The following is a 25492-nucleotide window of genomic DNA, read 5'->3' as shown; positions in this document are numbered from 1 at the left end:
CAAACCCCAGTGACTACCGGCGGCCCGCGTGCTCGGCCAGGCCCAGTGCGCAGCGCAGGATGAACGCGCGCAGCACCATGCGGAACAGCCAGCCGGTGCCGGGGAAGCGCGGCCGGAAGCTGGAGTGCCAGTGGATCTCGGTGCCGCCGTCGACGGGCGCGAGGTCGACGTTGGCCCGGTAGTCCAGCAGCGGCAGCCCGGACAGCAGCGTGTAGCCGAGCCTGCGCTCGGGCACCAGCTCCACCACCTGCTCCCTGGTGATCTTCTTCCCCCGGCGGAACACCCGGATCGCGCCCACGCTCTCCGCGCCCTGCTCGCCGGGGCGCTCCAGCTCGAAGCCGGTGAACGGCGCCCAGTCCGGCCAGCTCGACCCGCTGCGCACCAGCGCGTAGACCGCGGCCGGCGTCGCCGCCGCGCGCACCCGGACGTCGACCCGCTGCACCGCCATGTCAGACCCTCCCTCGTGTACCAGTCGGTACATGTACCATATGGTTCACCACGGTGGAAGGGATGACCGGTGTCGGCGGCGAAGGAGAAACTGCTGGCCGCGGCGGTGGCCTGGGTCAGCGAGCACGGCATCGGCGAGCTGAGCCTGCGGCAGCTGGCCACCGCGCTGGGCAGCAGCCACCGGATGCTGATCTACCACTTCGGCTCCAAGGAGGGCCTGCTGGTGGAGGTGGTCCGCGAGGTCGAGCGCCGCCAGCGCGCCGCCTTCGCCGAGCTGGACCCGACCACCGCGCCCCGCGAGTTCTGGCGCCGCCTCACCGATCCCGCGCTGGCCCCGTCGATCCGGTTGTTCTTCGAGCTGTACGGCCAGGCCCTGCAGGGCCGCCCCGGCACCACCGAACTGCTCGACGGCATCGTCTCCTCCTGGACCGAGCCGATGACGGAGTGGTTGCGCGCCAACGGTTTCCCGGAAGACGCCGCCCGCGCGCAGGCCCGCCTCGGCCTGGCCGTGACCAGGGGCCTGCTGCTGGACCTGCTGGCCACCGGTGATCTTGACGGCGTCACCGCCGCGATGGAGGCGTTCCTGGCCAGCACCGAGCAGGCGCTGCGCGGACATAGCTCGATCAGGTGACCGGAGCAGCCCGCGTTCACCCGCTCGGCCCCTCCCAGGCAGGTTGACCCGACGGGGATGATGCGGTGATGGCGAGGGAGGACGCGGTCCGCGCAGTGCTGCGCCGACACGGCAGACCAAGGGACTTCCACCGGCAACAGACCCTGCTGTCCGAGGGCGCCGAGAGCGACGAGGTGCTGCTCATCGAGCAGGGCCTGGTCAAGGTGCTGCTCTCCGGCGGCAACGGCACCGAGCTGATCGCCGGCTTCTACGGGCCGGGCGAGCTGATCGGCGAGCTGGGCGTGATCGAGGAGGTGCCGCGCAGCGCGACGGTCATCGCGCACACCGCCGGCCGCGCGGTGCACGTGCCCAGGGCGGTGTTCCTGAGCCTGATGCGCACCAACCAGGACGTGCTGCTGCTGGTCAACTCCACCCTGCAACGACGGCTGCGCAACGCCGACCACCGGGGTCTGTCGGTGGCCTTCCAGGACGTGCCGACCAGGGTGGCCAAACAGCTGCTGAGCTGGGCGGACGCCCGGGGTGAGCAGACCGAGCACGGGGTGGCCATCCGCGGCATGAGCCAGAAGGAGCTGGCCCAGTCCGTGGGCGCCTCGGCCAAGACCGTGGACGCCGCGCTCAAGCGGCTGCGCGCCGAGGGCCTGGTGCGCACCAGCCGCCTGCGCTACCTGCTGCCCGACCCGCGCCGCCTGGCCGAGCTGGCCTGACCCGCTTCTCCCTGGGACGAGGGAGACGTGGCCCAGGACGCGCAGCACACTGCCCTGCGTGCCTCGATTGCCCGTGAACCGGACGGTCCTCGGTATCGACCTGATCGACTCCGGCAGCAACCCCGGCTACCACCTCGACGTGGCGGCGCAGAAGACGCAGGAGCTCATCGGCGCCGCCTTGGCCAGTCGCCAGGTGATGAAGGCCGACGCGGTGGACTGGCAGCACACCGGCGACGGCCTGCTGGCCGCCTTCCCCGAGGAGCTGCTCGGCGACATCATCGACGCCACCCAGGTGCTCGACGACCTGGCCGCCGAGCACAACCGCTGGCGGAAGCCGGACGTCCGGCTGCGCATCTCGGTCGGCGTCGGCCCGCTGCCCGGCCACGAGGGCCTGCACCGCACCAACGTCGACTGCGCGCGCATGCTGGACGCCAAGGTCTTCCGCCAGGTGGTCAGCCGCTGCGCCGAGGCCAGCCCGCTGGAGTTCAGCACCGGCCTGATCATCTCCGCCAAGGCCTACCAGGACGTCTTCAGCGGCCCGTACACCGAACTGGTCCGCCAGCGCGACTTCGGCCAGATCTCCTTCCAGCACAAGGAAACCGCGAGCACCGCCTGGATCAGGGTGCCGCACTTCGAGGCCGCCACCCTGCTCAGCTTCGCCGAAGCCGGGCCCGCGCCGTCGCCGGCCGCGGCGGGCGGCCCCGCCCTCTCCGCGGCAGGCGGCGGCGTGGTGAACCAGGTCAACGGCACCATGCGGGACAGCATCCAGGCCGGTGAGGTCAGGGGCGGCATCCACTTCCACGGCGGACGCGGCCGCTGACCCGGCTCAGCCGAGCTCGCCCGGCCTGCGCACCACCTGGTCGGCCAGCCCGTAGTCCACCGCCTCCTGGGCGTTGAACCAGCGGTCCCGGTCGGCGTCCTCGGTGATCTGCTCCACCGTCTTGCCGGTCTGCGCCGCGGTGATCTCCGCGACCAGCTGCTTGAGCTTGCCGAACTCCTCGGCGCGGATGGCGATGTCGGAGGCGGTGCCGGAGAGCCCGGCGTGCGGCTGGTGCATCAGCACCCTGGTGTGCGGCAACACGTAGCGCTTGCCCGGCGTGCCGGAGGACAGCAGGAACTGGCCCATCGAGGCGGCCATGCCCATCGCCCAGGTGGAAACGTCCGGCGCGACCAGCTGCATGGTGTCGTAGATGGCCAGCCCCGCGTTGACCGAGCCGCCGGGGGAGTTGATGTAGAAGACGATGTCGCGCTCGGGGTCCTCCGCGGCCAGCAGCAGCATCTGCGCGCTGATCCGGTTCGCGCTCTCATCGTCCACTTCGGACCCGAGGAACACGATGCGCTCACTCAGCAACCGGTCGAACACCGAATCGCTGAGATTGAGCCCGGCCGTCGCGCGCATCCGCAAGTCACTGTGCTGTCCCACGTCCACCTCCCTGGTCGTCTTCACTTGTTCCCCGACGGTAGACCTCGCACACACCGCACGCGCCCCGGTTCGCTCACAGCGCACCAGCCACCATCACCACCTGCGAATATAACAACTCGATATACCTCGGCGACCTGCTGGCAACCGACCTCCCCCAGGAAGCGTCTTCTTCACGGAGCCACCAAAACCGTCCCAATTCTGGGATTCGGTAATTCAAGGGGGGAAACCGCTGTGAGTACTCGTCTGTCTTTTTCCGGAATCACCGCCGCCGCCATCGCCACCGCATTCCTGACCGCACCCGCCGCGTTCGCCGCGGACGAGGTGGTCGACACCATCCAGGTGCAGGACAAGTCGATCCGCGCGGGCCAGGACATCGTGGTGCGGGCCATCTGCCAGGACCCCAAGTACACCGGTTCGGCGGTGACCTCCTCGGTGTTGAACGTGCCGCCGCTGAAGGGCGAGCCCGGCAAGACCCACGCCTCCGACGGCCGGGTGAAGCCGGGAACCAAGCCCGGCAAGCACACCCTGTCCTTCGTCTGCGGGGGCAAGACGGTCACCGGCACCTTCGAGGTGCTGCCCGGCCAGCCCCGCCCCGGCACCACCCCGCGCAAGCCGGTGGAGACCAAGCCCGCCGACCAGGTCAAGGTCAAGCCCAAGGGCGCGGCGGACACCGGCGGCGGCGCGATGGCCCAGCAGGGCGTCGGCGAGAGCCTGGACTGGCTGTCCGGGGCCGGTCTCGCCGCAGGTGGCCTGGCCGTCGCGGCCGCGGGCGTGATCGTGCTGCGCAACCGCAGGCAGAAGGCCTGACGCAGCTGGCGCACACTGGGGAACATGGCGTTGCGAGTCACCTTCGTGCTGCCCGTGTTCCCCAGGGCGCCGGTCGGCGGTTTCCGCGTGGTGTACGAGCACGCCAACCGCCTCACCGCCCTCGGCTGCCAGGTCACGGTGGTGCACGAACGCTGGCGCGAGGGCTGGTCCCGCCCACTCCGCCACCTCCGCGAGGCCGCCCGCGACCACCGCCACCGCCGCGCCCCGCACCGCGCGATCGACTGGCTGCCGGTCGATCCCCGGGTCCGCCTGCTGATCGTGCCCGCCCTGACCCCCGCACACCTGCCCTCCGGCGACGTGGTCGTGGCCACCCACTGGAAGACCGCCACCCTGCTCCCGTACCTCACCCCGGCCCACGGCTCGCCGGTCCACCTGGTCCAGGGCTACGAAACCTGGAACGTGCCCGACCCCGCCCCGGTGCACCAGGCCCTGCGCCTACCCTTCCCCAAGATCACCGTCTCCACCCACCTCACCCGCGTCCTGTCCGACCTGGGCGTCCACAGTGGACAGATCACCACGGTCCCCAACGGCCTGGACCGCACCACCTACCGCCCGCCCCCGACCGGCGCGCCCCGCGCGGGCGTGGCCTTCCTGCTCAGCGACAGCGCCGCCAAGGACTCCCGCACCGCCCTGGCCGCCCTGCACCAGGTCCGCGCCCACCACCCGGCCCTGCTCGCCAGAGCCTTCGGCGTGGCCCCACGACCGCGCGACCTGCCGCCCTGGATCCACTACGCCCAGGGCCTGACCGGCGAGGACCTGGCCGCCCAGGTCTACCGCCCCAGCGCGGTCTTCCTGTGCAGCTCCACCACCGAGGGCTGGGGCTTTCCCGCCGCCGAGGCGATGGCCTGCGGCACGGCCGTGGTCAGCACCCGCAACGGCGGCGTAGAGGACTTCTGCCACCACAACCAGAACGCCCTGCTCGTCGAGGTCGGCAACCCCACCGCCATGGCCAACGCCATCCGCCGACTGCTGGACGACGAGCCCCTGCGCACCCGCCTGTCCACCGCGGGCCTAGCCACCACCGCGACCATGGACTGGCAGCAGTCCACCGCCGCCCTCCTGACCGCCCTGAAAGCGATCAGCTAGAGCCGCAACCCCAACGCCCGCAACGCATCCGCCCGCTCCCCCATCAGCTTCATCCGCGCCGCCCACTCCACCGCCTCGTAGTGCGCACTCCCCGCCGCCGACCCCTGCCCCGGCCACTTCCGGTAGTGCAACCCCACCTCGGACTCGAAGAACCCGGTGCTGAGCACACTCGCCGCGAGCAGCAACCCGGTGTCGTCACTGCCCGGCACCGCCATCCACCCACCCAGCAGCACCGCCAGGTCGCGCCGGATGCACAAGGTCGTCGGATGCACCGGCAACCGAAACCCGTTGTCCCGCCAGTGATCCAGCACCACCCCGGGCGCCAGCCGCCCCCGCTCCGGATCCCCGGGAAACCCCACCAGCTCCCCGTCCGGCAACAGGTCCAGCGCCCGCGAGGTAGTCCACCAGACCCCGTCCTGCCCGGTCACCGCCGCGATGTCCCGAGCCAGCACCCCCGGCGTCAGCACATCGTCCTGGTCCAGGTTCTTCACCAGCTCGCCGTCGGCCCGCGCCAACGCCAGGTTCCGCGTGATCGCCACCCCACCGGGCCGCCCATCCCCAAGAAGAATGCGCTCATCCGCGGGCAACAGCTCGGCGGCAACCCCGCTCCGCCCATCCTCCTGAACCAGCCACCGCCACCGCCATCCAGCGGGCACCTCCTGCTCCCGCAATGACTCCCAAGCCGCCAGCAGATGCGCGGGCTCAGGCCGGTACACCGCGGTAATCACACAAATCGTGCGCACCACGCCAGCGTAATGCGGCCGGCCATGAAACCCTGTCGCCCGTGGCCGCGCACCCAGTCCGCCTGTCCGTTCTGGACACTTCCCCCATTGTCCAAGGCGCCACCCCCAGACAGGCCCTGCTCAACACAGTGGATTTGGCCCGCCTCACCGACACCCTGGGCTACCACCGCTACTGGGTCCCCGAACACCACGGCATGCGCGGCGTAGCCAGCTCCGCCCCCGCCGTCCTCATCGCCCACCTGGCCAACGCCACCACCAACCTCCGCCTGGGTTCCGGCGCGGTCCTGCTCCCCAACCACCCCCCGGCAGTGATCGCCGAACAGTTCGCCACCCTCACCGCCCTACACCCCAACCGCATCGACCTGGGCATCGGCCGAGCCCCCGGCGGCCCCAAATCCGCGGTAGCAGCCGTCCGCCCCGAAGAATCCCGAACCGCCACCCCCTTCCACACCCAACTGAAAGAACTCCACCACCACCTGCACCACCCAGAAACCAAGGCAATCCCCGCCCGAAACGGCAACCCCCCACCCATCTGGCTCCTGGGCTCCTCAACCACCAGCGCCGCCCTGGCCGCCACCCTCGGCCTCCCCTACGCCTACGCCCACCACCTCAACCCCACCACCGCCACGGCAGCCCTCCACCACTACCGCACCACCTTCCGCCCCACCCCCCAAACCCCGTCCCCCACCACCCTGATCAGCGTCTCGGTCATCACCGCAGAAACCGACACCCACGCCGAATGGCTGGCAGGCCCCACCCGCCTCAAAGTCCTCAGCCGCCACCACAGCACCCGAATCCAGCTACCGAGTCCCGAGACCGCGGCCGAATACCCGTACACAGAGGCAGACCGAGCCGTCATCGCGACCCACTCAGGCAGCGTCCTGGTCGGCGGGCCGGAAACGGTGGCGGAGGGCTTGCAACAGATCCTCGACGCCACCGGCACCACGGAACTCATGGTGACGACGCCGGTCTACCACCACGCAGACCGCCGCCGCTCCTACGAACTCCTCGCCACCATCGCACCGCGGCTACAGGTCGCTGACCTGGCCTAGTCATCGCGGGACCGCCCGCCCCAGGCAGACCAGTCAATTGGGCATCTCGAAACCGCGTCTTGTCGGTGGCCGCTCGTATGCTGGAAGCCACCTTCGGGAGGTGACAGATGTCGACCTTGGTTCGGTACACCCCGGAAGATCGAATGCTTGACCTCGCCAAGCTCAGCCGCAGCGATTACGACCTCATCAGATCGCTACACGGAAGCATAGCCCGAGGCCAGCGGACACTTGTCTGCCAACAATCATCAGACACTAGCGAGACCGCAGAGATGTACATCCGACTCAGGAACAACAAGTATTGGGCAGTACATTTCTCAGGATGTGGACACAAGCCACATGAGATCTCCCTAGAGACGGATGAGCATCGACGCCAGAAAGACTACTGGCACCGCGCCGCGGAAGACGCCGGATACCGCGCATTCAAAGAGATGAGAACCACCAACGGAACGATCCTCGACGTAGCCATCGAAGGACCACGTCGAACCGGCATCGAGGTGCAGCACTCTTACGCCTCAGTCAAGCTCGTGAAGTCCCGGACAACCAAGTCCTATCGAGCCGGCTGGCTGCCTGTCTGGTTCCTCAACTCGGACACGACACCCGCCTGGTTTCACCATGTTCCCGCCATTGGCTGCAACCCAATGCCATGGACCAGCCTGCCACCCCGTCGGAGCGCGACAGCAGCCACAGGCCTGGCAAACTTCGTAGCAGTCAAGTGCACCGTACAAGAATTTGGCAACTGCCCAGTCACCCGTAAGCGGCCCTGCGGGAATTGGCATCCAAAGAGGACCCCGCTACCTGGCCTGACCGTTGATGACGTGGCCGCGAAGGTGCCTGCGGAACAAATATTGCCGATGCGGGACACTCGGGGTTACGTCTACCTCGTCTCACCCGAAAACCTGGAGCTGTATCGCAGCCTCACCGGCCGCAGCGGCGACTACACACCTGGGAAAACTGGTCCGCGCACCGCAAGGCCACCTCAGACCACAGACTGCTTCAACGCCCAGCACGGCCGGTCTGCTCCAACCCGATGCGCGTGCGGCCAGGAGATCTACCAACTCGCACAATTAGTCCGGGTTCGCAATGATCTTTGCGAGAAATGTCGGATCAAGTTCGGCCTCCCTAGACCGCACCTCCTCTAGAGAACAGTCAGAAGCGCTCCCACGCGTGGCACGCCAGATGAGCAAACGGCAACCTCTCGGCCAGGAGAATCGCACTCACGAATCGCTGCGACAGACCAGCGAGCTTGAGAACAACGCCACTGACCCGACGGCACCGTCAACCTCGCGGTCAGACGTCAGTCATCCTCTCCACCGCGTCCTTGGCCTCCTTCAACCCAGCCCCGGTCTGCTCCCGGTACCGCTTGATCGCCTCGATCTTCCGCCCGCCGAGCGCCAGCGCCCGCACCGCCGGGAACTCCGGCTCCGGCAGGCTCACCCCGTGATGAGCGAGCAGCGCGTCCAGCTTCGCCTCGACATCGACCAGCCGACGCTCCAGTCTCCGCGCCCGCGCCTCACTGGACGAACCGCTCAGGCCGAGGACGGCGATCACCAGCAGGAAAGGGAGCAGTATCAGCACGTAGTCCACGGTGAGCCATCCTGCCCCAGCACGCGCTTCCGCTCACGAACGGTTACGGAGTTTGGCCTGCTCAAACCTGTGGGGCAGGTGGGGCTCGAACCCACGACCTGACAGATTATGAGTGTCCGAATTCACTCATACGGAGCAGGCATCCAGGCATTCTGCCTGCCGGACAGGGCCGATTCGAGGCGTCAGAGGCACTCCCGGCCGAAGTTCATGGACAGACTCATGGACAGGTTCGTCCACTGTGGACACGCATTGACCAGCCTACCGAAGCTGCCCGGCGAGCATGCGCAACCGACGGTCCTGCCGAGCGGAGCCGATCTCGGCAGCGAGCCGCCGCGCCACAGACGCGTGCGCCCGCGCGGCTTCCGGTTCGCCCTGGCTCACGAACGCGGTTGCCAGGTCGACGCGCAGCGCCGTCTCGGCACGCGTGAATGAGGGGTCGAGTCGGTCGAGCGCATTCGACAGCACGTTCACTGCCTCCATGTCGCCGAACCGGGCAAGTGCGTGCCCACGCCAGCGAGCGAGATGAACCGCGTCCAGCACGACGTACGGACCACCGGAATCTTCCGAGCCTGCCCCCAGAAGTTCCGCTGATTCATCAAACGCACGGAGGCTTCCATTCCGCCGTCCGTTTGCCGCCAACGCTTCTCCGTGCGCAGCCGCGAGCCAGGCGCGAAGTAGCGACGGGGAAGATCGCTTTGCTTGGGCACGCGCATCCGTGATCAGGTCGACAGCTTCCCCTGACTTGTTGATATCCAGCAATACGAACGACTGTTCGGCCATTGCGTGCACGACGAATGAAGCATCGTCGGACTCTGCGGCTGCCGCCTTGGCATTGTCGTAGTGCTGCCACGAATCCGAGATACTGCCTGTGTCCAGCGCTTGCCAGCCTGCCAGAGTGTGCAGTTCGGAGAGCAGGGCGGCCAGTTTGGCTCGCACACCCGGCAGCGTGCTGTACGTGCGGAGCCGATCGACCTGCCGCGCTTTCACTCTCACCTCGTCATAGGCAACGATCGCGCCCAACTGCCGGTCAAGTCGACGAACCGCATTGAGCTGTTCCTCGAAAAGCTCAATCGCAACCGGGTCTACTCGGCGCGCAGCGTTAAGCATCTGGCGAAGCTCGCTGGCCGAGTCCTCATTGCAGGGAACGTCAGTTGGTTCCGATAGAAGCTCGTCAATCGAGACTCCGAAGATGCGTTCCAGCAGACGAGCAGTCGCCGGACGGACCGGCCCAAGAGGTCCGCCATCCGGCCGACGCCCAGCAACAAGCCGTTGCAGGTGTCGAACACTCAGCGTGCCTTGTTCCTTCTGATCCCGGGCAAACTCGTCGGCGAACTCAACGAACTCCTCGAACGTCTGCCGACGCTCCCTGATCCGCTGCTCCAGAACCGTTCGCGGCTGCCCCGGTCCGCGCCACTGAGTCATCTCGTCTGTCCCTCCCGGACCTGACATGTCGTGCTCGCGTCGTGCGCAGGTCGTGTACTTCGACGAGAGCTGACGTAAAGCTGATCTCAGTCTCTCATGACCGATCGCCCCTGGTCAGAGACTCCCGGCGGTTCATCACTCTTCCGCCGCCGGGCGCTGCCACGGCCGGAGTCATCCCACCCACAGTTGCCGCTGAGACTCCGGCCGTGGCCCCACGAGCGGAGGTGGACCGTGACTGTGGAGCCGCACCCGGCCGAGAATCGGCTGTACACGACCTGGGTGACCAGCCGCGTCGAAGCCGTCGACCATGCGGTGACCGATGAGGACATGGCCGCCGGAATCGCGGACGGGAAAGGGATCTACCGTGCCGTGTGCGGAGCGCGAGTAGTGGCCGCGCTGTTGGAGGAACCCCCGCACACGCGCTGCTTGCGGTGCCAGACCTACGTGTGGGCGCGCGCCACCCTGCGGGACATGGATCTGGACAACCCCGGCCCTCGCCGCTCCCGTCCGGGCTTGCTGGCCTTGCTGGGGTGGCTCCGTGGGTGAGAGCCCGGTTCTGCTGATCGTGCGCTACCTGCGCGGTGTGGTCGGCGAGTCCCAGCGGTCCTGCCACATCGTCCCGTTGCCGACCAACGGTGACCTGCCCGACGTGCTGACCGCCTGCTGCGGCACCCGGATCACGCGCCACCAAACCGAACTACTGACCCGCATGGCAGGCATGCCCTGTGAGTTGTGCGTGGCGCGCTCGCCAGGCTGAGCGCCCAGTAGCCGCGCGAGACGGCTCGCCCCATGTCTTCCTCGTTGCCGTGTCAGAGGGCGTCTGTGACGGGGTGACGGGTCAGTGAGCAGCCGTCACGGCTGTCACAACGGGCGTTTCCCCACGTCGATACCCCTGTGCGCCCGTCACACCGGTTGTGACGGCGTGACGGGCGCACAGGGCGGGTTGTGACGGGTCAGTCCTCATCCTCGATCACGTCAGCGTCGACGATCCCCCCTTCACCCTCGGCCGCCCGGCAGGCGTCGACGGCGGCCCGGAGATCGGCGGTGAGGTAGCCGCGCACCTGCCGCACGGTGCCATCCTCGGCTGGCACCCGCTTGCGGTCCGGGCGGCAGTTCAGCTCTCCCATCTGCCGTCCGAACATCGTCGGGTCGACATCGAGTGCCTCGACCAGTTCGGCAGTTGGCACGAACCCCCGGCCACCCTCGTCGAGATCGTCTCCGAGGTAGTCCACAACGGACGCCAGCGGCTCCGGCAACTCGACCACGGGCGCAGCCTCGGCCGCCTGCCTCGTCCCCGTGCCAATCGCTTTGGCGACGGCGGCGTGGTCGAGCACTGGGGCGGTGTCCTGTCCGGCCGCGTGACCGGTTAGCGTCCGCTCGGCCTCCCGCAGGGCGCGGCCCTTCTGGTTGATCTCCTTCCAATCCTCGTTGGGCATGTAGAACGTCCGCACGGTCAGCGCGAGCACGTCGGCCCCGGCGTGGGTTTCGCCGTCCGGGCGCAGGATGCCCACACCCTTGTGGGAGGGAAGCAGGCGACTGCTGTCATAGCCCCGGGTGTTCATCTGCTCCCCCAACACGATGTTGCTGTCCCGCCAGTCCATGACCCGCAGGGCGAACCGGGAGCCGAGCACCGCACGCAGACCGGACGGGATGGTCTTGCTGTCCGGCCGCTGAGTCGCGAGCACGAGCACGATCCCAGCGGCCGGTCCCTTCTTCGCCAACCAGGTGAGAAGCTCGCCGATGTACTCGCCCGCGGTGAGCCGTTTCCCTTGCACCACAACAGGTGTGCGGTCCTCTAGCGGTACCTGAACCTCGTCGATGACGATCGCGGTCACCGGCATGTCCAACTCGGAGTCGCGTGACATATCCGGGGTGACCTTGGACTCCGGACACGTCAGGTCGTCGAGGTCCCGCATCCGCGCATAGCGGCCCTGGACTTCGGCGACCAGCTCGACGAGCCAGTCGACGAGGGCCAGGACGTGCGCGCTCTCGTCACCGGCCATGAACCGGTGCGCCACCGCTCGGGCGGCCTCCCAGTCCTTGCCTCCCTTGAAGTCGGCCAGGTACAGCCGGCAGTAGGGGTCCAGAATCAGGCCGGCGGCGGCCAGCCGGGCGGCCATGGTCTTGCCTTGTCTGGGAATCGCGCCGATCAGCAGCGAGGTCCACACCAACGGCAGGTCGATCCGCCGCCCGCGTGCGTCGCGGCCGAAGGGCACCGGCCGCCACGCGTCCCAGCGCTGCACCGCCAGCAGCGGTGTCCGGACCGGGGGCGTGACGTAGGGGTCGGTGTCGGCCACCCACAAGGCCACCCGTCCGGCGTGGCCGCCGTTGCCGCGCACCCGCTCGACATTGAGTTGCACCTCATCGACGGCGAGCGCGGAGGCGAGCGCCTCCCGGTTCTTGACCACATCGGCGGCCTTGCGGGTCGCGGGCAGGTCGACCGTGACGGCCCAGCCCTCCCCGATCCGGCGGGCGCGCTCGACCAGCCGCAGTGTCTCGTCCTTGCCGATCAGCTTGGCGTCCCGGAAGGCGTCGACAAGCACCTGCGGGTCCATCGTCCAGGTCAGCGTGCGCGGACCGGCCAGCACCGGCTTGCGCCCAGGACTGCCATCCTTACGGCGGCCCAGGATCGCGGCGGCCACGGAACCGACCCCGGCGGCGATCCACAGCGGATCGTTGCCGTAGAGCAGGTGGACCACCGCGACCACGGCCGCGACGACACCGGTCACGACTCCGGTGACCTTCCACCGGAACAACGTCAGCGCCCGGATGTCGCCGAACTTGTCGGCCAGCTTCTCCGACTGCTCGGCCGCCTCCCGGTAGTCCGCGACCTTCACCCACGCGCGCCACCACCGCACCGCCACCACGAGCCCCCGTGCCACGGCCCGCAGGCACCGAAACGGCGACCGCAGCAACGCGACGGCGAGATCCTTCGCCGCCTGCTTGGCATGGCTGCGGCTCTTGAACGCCATCGGCACCCGGGGCGACTGCCGCCACCACATGGCCAACCGGCGCCGCCACGGCACCCGCCCCGCCGTCGTCTCGTCGACCAACTCACCGTCGAGCACCGGCGGGACCGTCGCCACATCCTGACCGGCCACGCGCACCGCCACCGAACCGTTCATCGCCTGCGGGACGGCACCGTTCACGGGCACCTCGTCGTGACCGTTCACAGCCGCTCACCTCCCCCATCCACCGGGGCGTGCCGCTCGCCGACCTCGGCGACGAGTGTGGCGGCCAGCCGGGAAGACAGGCCACGTGAACAACTGGTGACCTCCCTGACCCACGCGGGAGTCACCACCACCGCCGGAGTCCACGCCGCACGCGCCTCAGTGAGGTACTCGGCGAAGGACTTCCGGCCGTTGCCGGGCTTGCCCCGGCGGGCCGTTTGCACGGGTTCATGAACGCCCGGTTCGGCGTTCACCGACTCCGGCGGAGCACCCCGGCGGCGAGCCTCGGTGAACGCGGCGGTCACGGCCTCGGTCAGCTTGTCCCGCAGATCGGTGACCGCCTCCGCCGCCACGAACACCACCAACGGCGGCACCGAATGCAGCACGACCCCGGACAGCGACCCTGCCGCGTAGGAGGCCCAGGTGTTCATCACCTAGGTAGCCGCCAAGGTGAACCACTTCGCCCGCCGCGTCCACGGCCCCGTGGGCACCCGGTACCGGGCGGTCACCTGCTCCGCGCGCAGGATCGCCAGCAGCACCAGCGACACCGTGGGGTCCAGCAGCCACGCCGCCAACCAGGGCAGTGACCACGCCGCCGCGCCACCGGCGGCGAAGTGCTGCACGTTGGTCATGGTGAAGGCCAGCCCGAGCACGATCCCGGCCCAGCACAGCCGGTCGACCTCGGCCCGGACCCGTTCCACCCGCAGAGCCACCATGTCCGGGTGGGTCTGGTAGGCCCGCACTTCTGCGGCCTCGGCCGCCTCCCGCGCGAGCAGCTCCGCGCGGGACAGCTGATCCGCAGGGGTGGCGGGTGGCCACCCGGAGGCGGCCACCCTTCCCCGCACCGGGGCATCGGCGCTGGTCATCGCCGCTCACCCTTGTTCCGCGGGCTGTCCACCGTGGTCACAGTCAGCGCCTTGGTCAGGGTGTGGGCGGCGAACAACGCGGGCACGCTCAGCACCACCAACAGGAACGTCGTACTGACCTGCTGCGTGATCACCACCCACTGCACCCCGACGATGAATCCGGCCTGCACCAGCACGCGGCCGGTCAGCGACAGCAGCCGAGCACTCACCCGAGCAGCGTCGGCCGCAGCCCTCCTCCGGCGGGCACTGGCCCGCCACACCAGGAACAGCACCAGCACCACACCCACACCGATAAGGATCTGTGTCGGAGTCAGCTCGATCGTCATGCCGACCGCCCTCCGTCCACATCGGACTGAGCGTCACGACGGCGAGCAGCCCACACCGGATGCAGCGCGCGGCGGTCCTCATCCGACAGCGCCCCCCACACCCCGGCCGTTGCCGGACCAGCGGTCCGCAACTCCAGTTCCAAGCACTCACGGCGGACCGGGCATCCCGCGCAGATCCGCGCGGCCAACTCCCGGTCAGTCAGGTCGTTCCCGGCCCAGTCAGGCTCCTTTTCGTTGGTGTAGAGCCACATGCAGGCTCCATCACGGGTCACGACGTCCAACAACACGTCGTCCGGCACGGTGGCGTACCGGTCCAACTCGGCCGCCATCTCCTCGAAGTGCTCGTTCACCACGACGCACCCCCGGTCAGCCGAGCCACCTCACGGGCGGTGCGGCGTTCGGCGGCCATCCCGGCGACGTCGACACAGCCGCCGGACTCGGTGGCCTCGTTGACCAGCTTGTCCAGCGCGACGGCGGGCACGACGTAGCGGGTTCGGACGCGGACGGCAGGGAAGGCGTCTTCCCGGATCGCCCGGTAAAGCGTGGCGGGGTCGACGCGCAGGATTCGCGCGGCCTCCCGCACCGTGTAGAAGGCCGGTTTCCCGGCAGCAGGCATAGCGGTACTCATTGCGGAATTCCTTAAATTCGACACGAAAGACTATTTCAGCTCTACAGAGCCGCTTTCAGCTCCGGAGTAGGCATGGGGTGCCCCATTCGCGGGCACGTGCACTCGACTGCGCCCGCCGAAACCGCGGTCCGGCTAATCTCGGCGCTAAGGCGGACCCCGGAGGAATAGGTGTCGGAGGACTGGGCGGCGGTCGCGAAGGCGATCGACGAGCGCATTGAGCAGCTCGGGGTACTTCAGCGCGCGGTGGCGGAGCGGGCGCACGTTTCGCAGGCGATCATCCGCGAGTTGCAGTACAACACCGTCCAACGTCGGCGGAGCGCCCGAACGCTCGAAGCGCTCTCCGCAGCCCTGGAGTGGGACCCGCAGCACCTCAGCCGGGTCCTGCACGGCGGGAAACTGCCGCCCACGGCTGAGCAGCAGGTCTCGGACCGCCTGTCGGCGATCGAGGATCGGCTCAGCGAGATCGTCGACCGACTCGACGAGATCAACGCGAACCTGACCGCCCGGGGTGAGGCCGACGACCGCCCCGGTTAGTCGCGGGGCGACCCGTGGTGTCCGGCATTTCGCGCCGGTCATCCGGACTTCGCTGTTTGCTTCCATGCCAACAGAGAACGGCAGTTCGGCACGTTTCCACAGTTGGCGCCGGTTAACCCGGAACCCGTTAACCTCGAATAACTTCCCAGGTCAGCCCGGTTATCCCACCCGGGGCGAATGATGGTGACAACCAGGCTTCGCGCAGTTCGGCACCAACTTGGCTACTCCGCCGAAGCGGTCATCAAGTTGGTTCTCTCCCGCGCGTCAGCGCTCGGATTGGCCGTCATGACGGCGACCAGCTTGAAAACGAAGCTGTCCCGTTGGGAGAACGGCCACGAGGCGGTGAGCGAGCCGTATCAACGTCTGTTCCGCGACGTCTACGGCCGGACGAACGAGGAACTCGGGTTCCCGCCGGAGCTGATCGACGACGAGGCCGAGGAGTTGCGGAACCGGCTGATCGTGGCTCGGAGGGTCGACGCTGAGACGGTCGAGGTGTTCCGGCGGCAGGTCAATGACGTTCGTCACCGCGATCGTCGGTTCGGCGGGGTCACGCTGCTTGATCAGCTCCGAAGCAGCATCGAGGAGGTTGAGACCACACTGCGGCACGGGGCCGCTCAGGGACTTCGCGCGGCTCTGGCCGGTGTGCTGACCGAAGCGTCCACATTGGCCGGTTGGGAGTCGCTCGACCGCAATGCGGTCGGGCAGGCATGGAACCACTACGAGCGCGCGCGAGCCGCCGCGCGGGAAGCCGACTCCCCCGCACTGTTGGCGCACGCCACGGCCGAACAGGCGTTCGTTCTGATCGATCTAGGCGAGACGGGGCGTGCCGTCGAGCAGTTGGCCGAGGCGCGCACGCTCGCAGGTCGCGCGGTACCGCCACTGCTGAACGCGTGGCTGGCCGCCGCACACGGGGAAGGACTCGCGGCCGCAGGTCGTCGAGCCGAGGCGCTCCGCGCGTTCGACGCCGCCCGGACCCTCTTGCCATCCGATCCGGTCGACCCCGCGTTGCCGTTCCTGTTCCTCGCTGGCGCACACCTGGACCGGTGGCGTGGCCATGCCCTTGCCCGTCTCGGCGAGCCGGACGCCATCACGCACCTGCATGAGGCTCTGCCTCGTCTGCCCGTCGAGTTCATCCGCGCCCGTACCGGGATGCTGGTCGATCTCGCCTTCGCCTACGCGGCGGTAGGCGACCGTGACGCCGCGCTCGACCACTCCCGGCAGGCGCGACGTCTCGGCTCACAGATCAAGTCCGACCGGCAACTACGGCGACTCGGTCGCCTCGTCCTCCCGGGAGGCTTCCGAGGGGTCGTATGAGGTCAGGTAGTACAGCAACGCGACGAGGGTTCCAGAGCCGAGAAGTTCCTTACGCTGAGCCAATTCCCGCACTCGGCTCAGCGGCACCCACTCCACGCGCCCGGCCTCTTCGGTGTCGGTCGGCTCGCCGATGCACTCGGCGTTGCGCCACAGGTACACGTCCATGGGTGCCGTGGTCTGCCCCGGCAGCGGCTCGAAGCTGATCAGGTGCTCGGGCTCGCCGATGGGCTGCCAGCCGCTCTCCTCGGCCGCCTCCCTGGCTGCCGTAACGGCGGCTTCCTCGCCGTCGTCGACGAGCCCACCGAGCAGTTCGTAGCCCCACTGGTCGGTGGCGAACCGGTAGCGCCACAACATCAACGCCCGGTCCTGGTCGTCGACGATCAAGGCAATCGCGATCCGGCCTAGGTGAACGACGTGGTAGTCCCACCGCTCGCCGTTGGGTGCCTCGACGTCGACGAGGCCGAGCTTCACCCACCGGTTGTCATAGATGATCCGCTCACCGAAGGTCTTCCACGCGCCGCGCTCCTCAGTCACGGGAGCAGCCTACGGAGGAACGCGGCGGGTCACACGGACGTGTCAGGTTTCGGCGCACGCTTGGGCATACGGGAGCCTAGGATCTCGGCCGCCTTGCGATCGGAGGCAGCCACCCAAGCCGCGTAGACCTTGAGCGTGGTCGCGCCGCCGCCACCGTGGCCGAGGCGTCCGGCGACAGTGCGCAGGTCGATACCGGCGGTCAGCAACTCGGTTGCCGAGTAGTGCCGTAGCGAGTGCAGGTGGGTGTCGATGTTCAGCCGCTTCGCCATTTCCTTGTACCGGCTCGATACGGCGTGCGGGGAGTAAGGCTTGTACGGGTCGGGGTCGCGGATACCGGTGAACACGTACATGTCGTCGGTCAAGTCGATGCCGAGCACCGCGAACTTGGCGCGAGCCCGTTCCTTGTGCTCGCGGAGCAGCACCGTGGTTTCGGTGTCGAGCGCGATCCGGCGCATCTGGTGCGTCTTGGTGTCCTTCTCCTTGCCGACACCCGCGCGTAGCGAGTAGCTCCGGCGGACCTCGATGATCCCTTCGTCCAGGTCGATCCGCGACCAGCGAAGCGCGCACACTTCGCCGCGCCGGATACCGGTCGTCATTACGAGCCAGACGAGCGTTCCCCAGTCATCGTTGTCCTCACCATCCATGCGGAATGCCTCGTCGACCAGACGCGCGGCCTCCGTGACTGACGGTGGCTGCGGCTGAGGCGGCTGCTGCTTCGGTTTCTGCGCCACCTTCGCCGGACTGGTTGAGATCCAGTCCCACCGAACGGCCGCGTTCAACGCACCACTGATGATCGCGTGGATTTGCCGGACGCTCGACTTGGCAAGCGGTCGGCAGACATGGGGCTTGCACTTCGATGCCTTGCAGTCGTGCGGCCCATCCTTGGTGTGCTTCTCGATGTACAGCTTCCGGTCACAGCGGACCCGGCACCGGCGCAACTCCGCGTACAGGGATTCGAGTGCCCGCGCGTTCAGCTTGCTGACCGGAACATCACCCAGAACCGGCCGAATGGAACGCTCGATGTAACCCCGGTACATCTCGCGGGTGTCGTCTTCGATGTCCGCCTTCGGCAGCCATTCGTCGAGCGTGTACCCGAACGTCACGGTGGAACTCGGCGCACGCTGGGACTCCACCTGAGCGAGCAACTTGGTCAGCGCCTTGTCTGCCTTCCTGCGCGCCGCCGTGTCGGTCCCCTTGACCGTCTCCGTCGCGTAGACGGGCTTGCCCGTCACGGGGTCGACGCCTGAGTACACGCGGACCTGGAGTGAGTTGCCACGCGCCCGGATGTTGCCCCGTGGCCGTAGCTCGCTGGGTTCCGAAGTCGGCATAAGCCCAGCGTACGAGCTTGTTCGTGGACAGCAACATGGACAAAGATCGCCCAATGCGATCTTGTTTGCGGAGTTTTGGCTGCTCAAACCTGTGGGGCAGGTGGGGCTCGAACCCACGACCTGACAGATTATGAGTCTGCTGCTCTGACCAGCTGAGCTACTGCCCCCAGCGACGTCCGCCGCACCCGGGATGGGATGCGGATCACCCTACCAACGCCGCACGACCGCCCGGACGCGAACCCACGCACACCCACCCCGCCCCCGGCAAGTGATCCAGCCCACATCCACCGATCCGAATCCCCGCCCCGCGCGAACCCCTTCCGGTCCCCCTCAACTCCAACCGGAGGTAGCGATGACGGACGTGGCAACAACCCTGGGCAACCTGCTGGCGGATGTCCTGGGAGCGGAGTCGCCCGTCCGCATCCGGGCCTGGGACGGCAGCGAGACCGGCCCACCCGACGGACCGGTAGTGGTGTTGCGGTCACCGATGGGGTTGCGGCGGCTGGTGTGGGACCCGTCGGAGCTGGGCTTCGCGCGGGCGTTCGTAGCCGGCGAGATCGACGTCGAAGGCGATCTCCACGACGGCTTGCGACGGGCATGGGCCTGGGCGCGGGAGCGCGGGCGGGTGCGGATCGGTTTGCGGCAACGGAGCCGGGCGGCGCTGGCAGCAGCCCGGCTGGGCGTACTGGGATGGCGGCCGGAACCGCCTGCGGAGGAGGCTCGGCTGCGGGGCCGGGTGCACACCAAGGGCCGGGACCGGGCGGCGGTGGCGCATCACTACGACCTGGGGAACGAGTTCTACCAGGCGTTGCTGGATCCGCGGCTGGCCTACTCGTGTGGGTACTGGACCTCGGACGCCGCCACCTACTCCCATGCCGACGCGCAGCGGGACAAGCTCGACCTGGTGTGCCGGAAACTGGGGCTGCGGCCGGGAATGCGGCTGTTGGACGTCGGGTGCGGGTGGGGGTCGTTGATCCTGTTCGCGGCCGAGCACTACGGCGTCCGGGCCACGGGGATCACGTTGTCGGCGCGGCAGGGTGAGTTCGTGCGGGAGCGGATCGTCGAGCGGGGGCTGGGTGAGCTGGTCGAGGTGCGGGTGCGGGACTACCGGGAGCTGGCCGGTGAGCCTTTTGACGCGGTGGCCTCGATCGAGATGGGCGAGCACGTGGGCGCGGTCAACTACGCCACCTACGCCGCGACGCTGTTCCGGATGACCCGGCCCGAGGGGCGGCTGCTGTTGCAGCAGATGTCGCGCGGCGCGGTGGCGCCCGGTGGCGGGGCCTTCATCGAGCGCTACGTGGCGCCGGACATGACCATGCGACCGGTCGGGCAGACGGTGGATGCCTTGGCGCAGGCCGGTTTTGAGGTGCGGGACGTGCAGGCGCTGCGCGAGCACTACGTGCGTTCGGTGCTCGCCTGGGCGGACACTCTGGAGCGGCGCTGGGACGAGTTCGTCCGGCTGGTCGGTGCCGGGCAGGCTCGGGTGTGGCGGCTCTACCTGGCGGGCGGGGCGCTGGCCTTCGCGGAGAACCGGATGGGCGTGGACCAGATCCTCGCGGTCCGGCCCACCGCGGCCGGGACCAGCGGCATGCCGGACACCCGGGAGCAACTGCTCGCCGCGGGGATCGCCGGATGAGCCCGTTCGCGCTCAACCTGCTGATCTCCCTTGGCGTCCTGGTCGTCCTGCTGTCGATCACCTTCGGTGTCTCGGTGGCCCGGCGGCGGTACGACATCATCGACTCGTTCTGGGGCGCGGGGTTCGCGGCGGTCGCGCTGGTGAGCTTCGCGCTCTCGGCCGGGCACGGCGTGCTGTGGCAGCGGGTGCTGGTCACCGGGCTGACCGTGGTGTGGGGGCTGCGGCTGGCCTGGCACATCCTGCGCCGCAACCTGGGCCAGCCGGAGGACAAGCGTTACGTCGAGCTGATGGCCAGGGCCGCCGGAAACCCGTTGGCGCACCTGGTAACCCGGGTCTACCTGCCGCAGGGCGCGGTGCTGTGGTTCGTCTCGCTGCCGGTGCAGGCCGCGCAGTACGTCCGGCCCGAGCTGGCGCCGCTGACCGTGCTCGGTGTGCTGGTCTGGCTGGCCGGGTTCGGCTTCGAGGCCATTGGCGACCGGCAGCTGGCCCGGTTCAAGGCCGATCCGGCCAACAAGGGCCGGGTCATGGACCGCGGGTTGTGGCGGTTCACCAGGCACCCCAACTACTTCGGCGACGCCGCGGTCTGGTGGGGGCTGTACCTGCTGGCCTGCCACAGCTGGCTCGGGGCGGCCACCGTGCTGTCCCCGCTGCTGATGACCTACGTTCTGACCAAGCGGACCGGCAAGGCGCTGCTGGAGCGGCACCTGCTGGACTCCCGGCCGGGATACCGTGACTACGTGCGGCGGACCAGCGGGTTCTTCCCGTTGCCGCCCAAGAAGGTCTGAGGAAGGAACCCCATGGACGCCGGAGACCTCGTCGACGACTTCGAGCTGCCCGACCAGGACGGCAAGCCCCGCACGCTCAGCGGGCTGCTGGCCGAGGGGCCGGTGGTGCTGTTCTTCTACCCGGCCGCGATGACCTCGGGCTGCACCGCGGAGAGCTGCCACTTCCGCGATCTGGGCGCGGAGTTCGCCGCCGTCGGCGCGCAGCGGGTCGGGATCAGCGCGGACCCGGTGGACAAGCAGCGGCAGTTCGCCGAGACCAACGCCTTCGACTACCCGCTGCTCTCCGATGTGGACCGGACCGTGGCCAAGCAGTTCGGCGTGGCCCGGCGGTTCGGCCCGCTCGCGGTCAAGCGGCACACCTTCGTCATCGGCACCGACCGCAGGGTGCTCAAGGTGATCAAGAGCGAGCTGCGGATGAACGTGCACGCGGACGAGGCGCTGGCCGCCGTCCGCGCGCACACCCAGTCCTAACCCTTGCGGGACAAGGCGATCTGCCACACGTTGAGGTAGCCGGAGCGGAACCCGGCCTCGGAGTAGGCCAGGTAGAACTCCCACATCCGGCGGAACGTGCGGTCGAAGCCGAGCTGCTCGATCCGCGGCCAGTTCGCCAGGAACCGTTCCCGCCACAGCCGCAGGGTCCGCGCGTAGTGCGGGCCCAGCGGTCTGCGGCCGGCGCCGGTCAGCTCGGTGTCCTCGCGCACGTTGCGCCCGATGGACTCCAGGGACGGGAGCAGGCCGCCGGGGAAGATGTACTTGTGGATCCAGGTGTAGCTGTCGCTGGTGGCCAGCATCCGCTCGTGCGGCATGGTGATCGCCTGGATCGCCACCCGCCCGCCGGGCCGGGTCAGCCTGCTCAGCGTGCGGAAGTACACCGGCCAGTACTCCCGGCCGACCGCCTCGATCATCTCCACGCTGACCACCGCGTCGTAGCCGCCCTCGGCCTCCCGGTAGTCCTGCAGCCGCACGGTGATCCGCTCGCTCAGCCCGGCCTCGGCGATGCGCTGCTCGGCCAGCCGTTTCTGCTCCGGTGAGATGGTCAGCGAGGTGACCTGGGCGCCGCGCCGGGCGGCCCGGATGGCCAGCGCGCCCCAGCCGGTGCCGATCTCCAGCAGCCGGGTGCCCGGCCTGACCCCGGCGTAGTCCAGGATGCCGTCGATCTTGCGCAGCTGGGCCTGCTCCAGGTCCTCCTCGCCGGCGAACCAGGCCGAGGAGTAGGTCATGCTGGGGTCCAGGAACAGGCTGAACAGCTCGTTCGACAGGTCGTAGTGCCGGTGAATATTCTTCCGCGCGCCGTTCACGGTGTTCTTCTCCGCGTTGGGCTGGGCGCGGTCCACCCAGCGCCGCAGCACCTGCAGCGGGCGCGGGACCAGCCGGGCCATCCGGGCGGCGAACGGGGTGAGCAGGTCGGCCAGTTCGGAGGCGGTCCAGTCACCGGCCAGGTAGGACTCGCCGAAGCCGATCTTGGCGTCCGCGCCGAGCCGGTGGAAGAAGTCCCTCGGCCGCAGCACGCGCATGACCGGCGCGGCCGGGCCACCCGCGCCGAGGCGCTCGCCGCCTGCCAGCAGCACCCGCACCGGCAGCTCGCGCACCGCGTGCCGGAACAGGCGTTCGGCCACCCACGCGCGCAGCGGGGACTCCGGCGGCGTGGCCAGTCCGGGCCAGCGGTCCGCCGCCGGGCGGCCAAGCCCGGCTCGCGCGTCTGGACCGGCGGATAGTGTCGTCACTGGATGCCCTCCTGGGGAACGTGCGCGAGCCGGCGGACCACGGGTACCCGGCGCAGCCACAGCGCTATGCCGTGCCACCGGATCAACGCGCTCACTCGATAGGTGAGCAGTGGTCGCCGCAGCAGCAGACCGAGCAGCACACCGGGAGTGACCGGACGCCGCCGGCCGCGCAAGGTTGCCACGAACGGGGGTTTCCCCTGCTGGCGCAAGGTGATCGTGACCGCTACCCGCTCCCCCGGTCGGCTGATCCGCATCTGGTAGCGGCCGGCCACGGGCAGGAACGGGGAGACGTAGAAGTCCTTGTCCACCTGAACCCGTCCGTCCTCGTCGGGGTGCAGCACGTAGCAGTGTCGTTCGCCGTAGGTGTTGTGCACCTCGGCCAGCACGCACTCCAGTGCACCGTCCTCGCGGTGGCACCAGAAGACACTGATCGGGTTGAACACGTGCCCGAGCAGCCGTGCGTTCGCCATCATGACAACCCGGCCGCCGCGCAGCTCTATTCCGCGCCCAGCCAGGAAATCGGTCACATTGGCCCTGATCGTCCGCGCCGGCGAGCCCAGGTGGTCGCGGGCCTCGAACCGGGCGAACGGGCGCAGCCACCAGGGCAGCCGGGGCAGCTGATCCAGGTCGACCAGCCACAGGTAAACCTTGTGCCGCAACACCCGGTGCACCCGTTCCCGCCGCACGTGCACCACCTCGGCGTCGTAGAGCGCGGTCACCAGCGCACGCCCAGCGCCAGCGCGGCGCGCACCCCGGCGGCGCAGCCGTCCTCGTGGAAGCCCCAGCCGTGGTAGGCCCCGGCGAACGCGCTCACCCCGGTGTTCAGCTCGGGCAGACGTTGTTGCGCCGCAACGGACTCCGGCGCGTAGACCGGGTGCTCGTAGACCATCTTGGCCAGCACCGCGTGCTCGGGGACGGCCTCGGCGGCGTTGAGGGTGACCAGGTAGTCCAGTGGTTCGGCCAGCCGCATCAGCCGGTTCATGTGGTAGCTGACCAGCACCGGGCCGCCGCCGGGTGCGCAGGAGGGCTTGCGGAGGTTCCAGGCCGCCCTGGCCGCGGCGCTACGCGGCAGCACGCCGGGGTCGGTGTGCAGCCAGGTCTCGTTGCGGGAGTAGCGGAACGCGCCCAGCACCGCCCGCTCGGCCGGGCTCGGCTCGGCCAGCAGGGCCAGCGCCTGGTCGGCGTGGGTGGCCAGCACCACCCGGTCGAAGGGGTACAGCTCGTCGTCGGCGTCCCGGACCAGCACGCCGTCCGGGCCGCGGTGCACCGCGCGCACCGGGGTGGTGGTGCGCACCGCGGCCAGGTTCTTCGCCGCACGCTCCACATAGGACCGGGAGCCGCCGGTCACGGTGCGCCACTGGTGGCTGCCGCCGACGGAGAGCAGGCCGTGGTTGCGCAGGAACTCGAACAGGTAGCGGGCCGGGTACTGGCGGCTGAGCTCCGGCCCCGCCGACCAGACCGCGGAGACCACCGGCAGCATGAAGTGCTCGACGAAGTAGCGCGAGTAGCCGCCGATGGCCAGGAACGCGCCCAGGGTGACGTCCCAGGTGTCCTCATCGGCCAGCAGCCGCCGCGCGTGCCGGTGGAAGCGCTTGACCTCGGCCAGCATCCGCAGGTAGCGCGGGTTGCCCAGGTTGCCGGGCTGGGCGAACAGGCCGGGCAGCCGCCGCGCGCCCGCGTACTCCAGGCCGCAGCCCGCGCAGGAGACGCTCATCGACATCTCCGAGTCCTGGGTGGCCACGTCCAGCTCGCGGAACAGCCGCAGCAGGTTCGGATAGGTCCGCTCGTTGTGCACGATGAACCCGCTGTCCACCGCGGCCAGCCTGCCGTCGGGGGTGGGCAGGTCGTGGGTGTGCGCGTGCCCGCCGAGCCGGTCCTCCTTCTCGAACAGGGTGACCTCGAAGCGGCGTTGCAGCAGGTAGGCGGCGGTCAGCCCGGCCACCCCCGCGCCGATGACGGCGACGCTGGCCCGGCTCACGCCCGCACCCCCGCCAGCGGCACGCGCAGCCCGTCCGGCGCAGGCAGGGCGAACGCCCTGGCCAGTTCGCTGTCCCAGGGACCGATCCTCAGGACGCCGAAGACGAACCGGCGCACCAACGCCGTCCACTCGGCCGCGCGGCGCAGCATGGCGTGGTTGTCGCCGTGCACGTCGAACCGGCAGACCCGCTCCGCCCGGTCCCTGGCCCGCACCGCGTACTCGAAGGACAGCCTCGGATCGGTCCACCGCTCCCGGTCCCCGTGCGCGATGAGCACCGAGGTGCTGGCCAGGTCGGCCACCGGCTCGCCGGCAGGCAGCCAGGGCGCGAGCGCCGCGACCCCGCGCACCGCGGGATCGTCGGCCACCCGCAGCGCGGCCCGGCCGCCCATGGAGTGGCCGACGAGCACCACCGGCACTCCCGGATGCCGTTGCCGCGCCTGGGCGAGCGCCCAGCGGGCGTCCGCGACGGCGTCCAGCTCGGGGGCGTTCCAGCCGCGGAAGCGGTAGCGCAGCAGCCAGACCAGCAGGCCGTGCCGCTCGCCCGCGCGGTGCAGCTCCTTGGCGAAGGGCAGCATCCGCAGGTAGGTCAGGCGGCCCCGGTGCGGGCGGCCGTGGCTGTGCTCACGGCCGCCGTGCAACAGGACGACCAGTGCGCGGGGAGTCCGGACCGGCCACTCCCGCACCCGTGCAGTTGGGGGCATACCGGTCGTTCGTCCCGGGCGCCCGGCCGGTTCTCCGGTGAGGTCCAG

The 25492-nt window shown here is 69.3% G+C and carries 28 protein-coding genes, 1 tRNA gene and 1 pseudogene; 13 read left to right on the top strand and 17 right to left on the bottom strand.

Translation table 11 applies throughout. From position 1 onward, the window contains the following. Positions 1 to 13: 13 nt before the first annotated feature. Positions 14 to 448 (bottom strand): SRPBCC family protein, encoded by a 435-nt coding sequence (locus M8C13_RS18310; RefSeq protein ID WP_252481831.1) that lies wholly within the window; start codon positions 446 to 448, stop codon positions 14 to 16. 69 nt (positions 449 to 517) lie between these two features. Between M8C13_RS18310 and M8C13_RS18305 the strand changes: the two genes are divergently transcribed. From M8C13_RS18305 to M8C13_RS18295, 3 genes are all read left to right on the top strand, one after another. Beyond that, positions 518 to 1078: a TetR/AcrR family transcriptional regulator gene (locus M8C13_RS18305; RefSeq protein WP_252481830.1), complete on the top strand. Its 561-nt coding sequence runs from the start codon at positions 518 to 520 to the stop codon at positions 1076 to 1078. 68 nt (positions 1079 to 1146) lie between these two features. Then, complete coding sequence (locus tag M8C13_RS18300) at positions 1147 to 1782, top strand: Crp/Fnr family transcriptional regulator (protein ID WP_252481829.1); 636 nt, start codon at positions 1147 to 1149, stop codon at positions 1780 to 1782. Between the two features lie 58 nt (positions 1783 to 1840). Next, positions 1841 to 2602 carry a hypothetical protein gene (locus M8C13_RS18295; RefSeq protein ID WP_252481828.1) on the top strand — a complete coding sequence of 254 codons (762 nt, stop codon included), beginning with the start codon at positions 1841 to 1843 and terminating at the stop codon, positions 2600 to 2602. 6 nt (positions 2603 to 2608) lie between these two features. Here M8C13_RS18295 and M8C13_RS18290 read toward each other — a convergent pair whose 3' ends face one another. Further along, entirely contained in the window at positions 2609 to 3181 is a 573-nt protein-coding gene (locus M8C13_RS18290) for a ClpP family protease (RefSeq protein ID WP_256509284.1), read from the bottom strand. Between the two features lie 255 nt (positions 3182 to 3436). Between M8C13_RS18290 and M8C13_RS18285 the strand changes: the two genes are divergently transcribed. Next, positions 3437 to 4012 (top strand): hypothetical protein, encoded by a 576-nt coding sequence (locus M8C13_RS18285; protein WP_252481826.1) that lies wholly within the window; start codon positions 3437 to 3439, stop codon positions 4010 to 4012. A gap of 24 nt (positions 4013 to 4036) precedes the next feature. Then, positions 4037 to 5119, top strand: a complete 1083-nt coding sequence (locus M8C13_RS18280) for a glycosyltransferase family 4 protein (protein WP_252481825.1) — start codon at positions 4037 to 4039, stop codon at positions 5117 to 5119. On the opposite strand, the gene M8C13_RS18275 is transcribed toward M8C13_RS18280, so the two are convergent. Further along, positions 5116 to 5658, bottom strand: a complete 543-nt coding sequence (locus M8C13_RS18275; protein ID WP_252481824.1) for a glycosyltransferase family A protein — start codon at positions 5656 to 5658, stop codon at positions 5116 to 5118. The genes M8C13_RS18280 and M8C13_RS18275 overlap by 4 nt on opposite strands. A 245-nt stretch (positions 5659 to 5903) precedes the next feature. Here M8C13_RS18275 and M8C13_RS18270 point away from each other — a divergent pair, with 245 nt between their 5' ends. Then, the gene (locus tag M8C13_RS18270) at positions 5904 to 6914 is read left to right on the top strand and encodes an LLM class flavin-dependent oxidoreductase (protein ID WP_308202817.1); all 1011 of its coding nucleotides are present in this window, start codon (positions 5904 to 5906) and stop codon (positions 6912 to 6914) included. 1287 nt (positions 6915 to 8201) lie between these two features. Here M8C13_RS18270 and M8C13_RS18265 read toward each other — a convergent pair. Continuing rightward, the gene (locus M8C13_RS18265; protein WP_252481823.1) at positions 8202 to 8489 is read right to left on the bottom strand and encodes a ribosomal protein L7/L12; all 288 of its coding nucleotides are present in this window, start codon (positions 8487 to 8489) and stop codon (positions 8202 to 8204) included. A 267-nt stretch (positions 8490 to 8756) separates the two neighbouring features. Then, positions 8757 to 9920, bottom strand: coding sequence for a hypothetical protein (locus M8C13_RS18260; RefSeq protein ID WP_252481822.1), 1164 nt, complete (start codon positions 9918 to 9920; stop codon positions 8757 to 8759). 231 nt (positions 9921 to 10151) lie between these two features. Between M8C13_RS18260 and M8C13_RS18255 the strand changes: the two genes are divergently transcribed. Together M8C13_RS18255 and M8C13_RS18250 are read left to right on the top strand one after the other, a co-directional pair. Beyond that, positions 10152 to 10466 (top strand): hypothetical protein, encoded by a 315-nt coding sequence (locus M8C13_RS18255; protein ID WP_252481821.1) that lies wholly within the window; start codon positions 10152 to 10154, stop codon positions 10464 to 10466. Beyond that, entirely contained in the window at positions 10459 to 10677 is a 219-nt protein-coding gene (locus M8C13_RS18250) for a hypothetical protein (protein ID WP_252481820.1), read from the top strand. The genes M8C13_RS18255 and M8C13_RS18250 overlap by 8 nt, the downstream gene beginning before the upstream one ends. Positions 10678 to 10873: 196 nt before the next feature. On the opposite strand, the gene M8C13_RS18245 is transcribed toward M8C13_RS18250, so the two are convergent. From M8C13_RS18245 to M8C13_RS18225, 5 genes and pseudogenes are all read right to left on the bottom strand, one after another. After that, complete coding sequence (locus M8C13_RS18245; RefSeq protein WP_252481953.1) at positions 10874 to 13045, bottom strand: FtsK/SpoIIIE domain-containing protein; 2172 nt, start codon at positions 13043 to 13045, stop codon at positions 10874 to 10876. A gap of 44 nt (positions 13046 to 13089) precedes the next feature. Continuing rightward, a pseudogene (locus tag M8C13_RS18240) lies at positions 13090 to 13956 on the bottom strand (hypothetical protein). Continuing rightward, positions 13953 to 14282, bottom strand: coding sequence for a hypothetical protein (locus M8C13_RS18235; RefSeq protein WP_252481819.1), 330 nt, complete (start codon positions 14280 to 14282; stop codon positions 13953 to 13955). The pseudogene M8C13_RS18240 and the gene M8C13_RS18235 overlap by 4 nt, the downstream one beginning before the upstream one ends. After that, complete coding sequence (locus M8C13_RS18230) at positions 14279 to 14632, bottom strand: WhiB family transcriptional regulator (protein WP_308202816.1); 354 nt, start codon at positions 14630 to 14632, stop codon at positions 14279 to 14281. Before M8C13_RS18230 ends, M8C13_RS18235 begins: the two co-directional genes overlap by 4 nt. Next, on the bottom strand, positions 14629 to 14910 hold the full coding sequence (locus M8C13_RS18225; RefSeq protein WP_252481818.1) for a helix-turn-helix domain-containing protein: 282 nt from the start codon (positions 14908 to 14910) through the stop codon (positions 14629 to 14631). The genes M8C13_RS18230 and M8C13_RS18225 overlap by 4 nt, the downstream gene beginning before the upstream one ends. A gap of 168 nt (positions 14911 to 15078) precedes the next feature. Between M8C13_RS18225 and M8C13_RS18220 the strand changes: the two genes are divergently transcribed. Together M8C13_RS18220 and M8C13_RS18215 are read left to right on the top strand one after the other, a co-directional pair. After that, positions 15079 to 15444, top strand: a complete 366-nt coding sequence (locus M8C13_RS18220) for an XRE family transcriptional regulator (RefSeq protein ID WP_252481817.1) — start codon at positions 15079 to 15081, stop codon at positions 15442 to 15444. Between the two features lie 180 nt (positions 15445 to 15624). Beyond that, entirely contained in the window at positions 15625 to 16758 is a 1134-nt protein-coding gene (locus tag M8C13_RS18215; RefSeq protein WP_252481951.1) for a tetratricopeptide repeat protein, read from the top strand. Here M8C13_RS18215 and M8C13_RS18210 read toward each other — a convergent pair. From M8C13_RS18210 to M8C13_RS18200, 3 genes are all read right to left on the bottom strand, one after another. Beyond that, positions 16705 to 17292, bottom strand: a complete 588-nt coding sequence (locus tag M8C13_RS18210; protein ID WP_252481816.1) for an NUDIX domain-containing protein — start codon at positions 17290 to 17292, stop codon at positions 16705 to 16707. The two genes, M8C13_RS18215 and M8C13_RS18210, sit on opposite strands and share 54 nt — an antisense overlap. A 29-nt stretch (positions 17293 to 17321) precedes the next feature. Continuing rightward, on the bottom strand, positions 17322 to 18524 hold the full coding sequence (locus M8C13_RS18205; protein WP_308202815.1) for a tyrosine-type recombinase/integrase: 1203 nt from the start codon (positions 18522 to 18524) through the stop codon (positions 17322 to 17324). 188 nt (positions 18525 to 18712) lie between these two features. Further along, positions 18713 to 18787: transfer RNA gene (locus tag M8C13_RS18200), tRNA-Ile, on the bottom strand. Positions 18788 to 18972: 185 nt separating this feature from the next. On the opposite strand from M8C13_RS18200, the gene M8C13_RS18195 reads away from it, so the two are divergent. From M8C13_RS18195 to M8C13_RS18185, 3 genes are read left to right on the top strand one after another with little or no spacing between them, the layout of a single operon-like run. After that, positions 18973 to 20256, top strand: coding sequence for a cyclopropane-fatty-acyl-phospholipid synthase family protein (locus tag M8C13_RS18195; RefSeq protein ID WP_252481814.1), 1284 nt, complete (start codon positions 18973 to 18975; stop codon positions 20254 to 20256). After that, positions 20253 to 21041: a DUF1295 domain-containing protein gene (locus M8C13_RS18190; RefSeq protein WP_252481813.1), complete on the top strand. Its 789-nt coding sequence runs from the start codon at positions 20253 to 20255 to the stop codon at positions 21039 to 21041. Before M8C13_RS18195 ends, M8C13_RS18190 begins: the two co-directional genes overlap by 4 nt. Before the next feature lie 12 nt (positions 21042 to 21053). Further along, on the top strand, positions 21054 to 21512 hold the full coding sequence (locus tag M8C13_RS18185; RefSeq protein WP_252481812.1) for a peroxiredoxin: 459 nt from the start codon (positions 21054 to 21056) through the stop codon (positions 21510 to 21512). Here the strand turns inward: M8C13_RS18185 and M8C13_RS18180 are convergent. Genes M8C13_RS18180 through M8C13_RS18165 form a run of 4 tightly spaced genes read right to left on the bottom strand, consistent with a single transcriptional unit; the run spans position 21509 to position 25444 of the window. Further along, a complete protein-coding gene (locus tag M8C13_RS18180; protein WP_252481811.1) occupies positions 21509 to 22765 on the bottom strand; it encodes a cyclopropane-fatty-acyl-phospholipid synthase family protein in 1257 nt (418 codons plus the stop codon). The two genes, M8C13_RS18185 and M8C13_RS18180, sit on opposite strands and share 4 nt — an antisense overlap. Continuing rightward, positions 22762 to 23487 (bottom strand): DUF1365 domain-containing protein, encoded by a 726-nt coding sequence (locus M8C13_RS18175; RefSeq protein ID WP_252481950.1) that lies wholly within the window; start codon positions 23485 to 23487, stop codon positions 22762 to 22764. The genes M8C13_RS18180 and M8C13_RS18175 overlap by 4 nt, the downstream gene beginning before the upstream one ends. Continuing rightward, the gene (locus tag M8C13_RS18170; RefSeq protein ID WP_252481810.1) at positions 23481 to 24743 is read right to left on the bottom strand and encodes an NAD(P)/FAD-dependent oxidoreductase; all 1263 of its coding nucleotides are present in this window, start codon (positions 24741 to 24743) and stop codon (positions 23481 to 23483) included. The genes M8C13_RS18175 and M8C13_RS18170 overlap by 7 nt, the downstream gene beginning before the upstream one ends. After that, positions 24740 to 25444 (bottom strand): alpha/beta hydrolase, encoded by a 705-nt coding sequence (locus M8C13_RS18165; protein ID WP_252481809.1) that lies wholly within the window; start codon positions 25442 to 25444, stop codon positions 24740 to 24742. Before M8C13_RS18165 ends, M8C13_RS18170 begins: the two co-directional genes overlap by 4 nt. Positions 25445 to 25492: the final 48 nt, after the last annotated feature.

The sequence above is a fragment of the Crossiella sp. SN42 genome (assembly GCF_023897065.1).
Taxonomy (GTDB): domain Bacteria; phylum Actinomycetota; class Actinomycetes; order Mycobacteriales; family Pseudonocardiaceae; genus Crossiella.
The sequence above is the reverse complement of the archived record's forward strand: the minus strand, read 5'-3'. Positions and strand labels throughout refer to the sequence as shown.

Bases quoted from the DNA above. Each gene is read 5' to 3' on its own strand.
- M8C13_RS18310 (WP_252481831.1), bottom strand. From the start codon at position 448: ATGGCGGTGCAGCGGGTCGACGTCCGGGTGCGCGCGGCGGCGACGCCG.
- M8C13_RS18300 (WP_252481829.1), top strand. From the start codon at position 1,147: ATGGCGAGGGAGGACGCGGTCCGCGCAGTGCTGCGCCGACACGGCAGA.
- M8C13_RS18290 (WP_256509284.1), bottom strand. From the start codon at position 3,181: ATGCGCGCGACGGCCGGGCTCAATCTCAGCGATTCGGTGTTCGACCGG.
- M8C13_RS18280 (WP_252481825.1), top strand. From the start codon at position 4,037: ATGGCGTTGCGAGTCACCTTCGTGCTGCCCGTGTTCCCCAGGGCGCCG.
- M8C13_RS18260 (WP_252481822.1), bottom strand. From the start codon at position 9,920: ATGACTCAGTGGCGCGGACCGGGGCAGCCGCGAACGGTTCTGGAGCAG.
- M8C13_RS18245 (WP_252481953.1), bottom strand. From the start codon at position 13,045: ATGAACGGTTCGGTGGCGGTGCGCGTGGCCGGTCAGGATGTGGCGACG.
- M8C13_RS18235 (WP_252481819.1), bottom strand. From the start codon at position 14,282: ATGACGATCGAGCTGACTCCGACACAGATCCTTATCGGTGTGGGTGTG.
- M8C13_RS18225 (WP_252481818.1), bottom strand. From the start codon at position 14,910: ATGAGTACCGCTATGCCTGCTGCCGGGAAACCGGCCTTCTACACGGTG.
- M8C13_RS18215 (WP_252481951.1), top strand. From the start codon at position 15,625: ATGGTGACAACCAGGCTTCGCGCAGTTCGGCACCAACTTGGCTACTCC.
- M8C13_RS18195 (WP_252481814.1), top strand. From the start codon at position 18,973: ATGACGGACGTGGCAACAACCCTGGGCAACCTGCTGGCGGATGTCCTG.
- M8C13_RS18190 (WP_252481813.1), top strand. From the start codon at position 20,253: ATGAGCCCGTTCGCGCTCAACCTGCTGATCTCCCTTGGCGTCCTGGTC.
- M8C13_RS18185 (WP_252481812.1), top strand. From the start codon at position 21,054: ATGGACGCCGGAGACCTCGTCGACGACTTCGAGCTGCCCGACCAGGAC.
- M8C13_RS18165 (WP_252481809.1), bottom strand. From the start codon at position 25,444: ATGCCCCCAACTGCACGGGTGCGGGAGTGGCCGGTCCGGACTCCCCGC.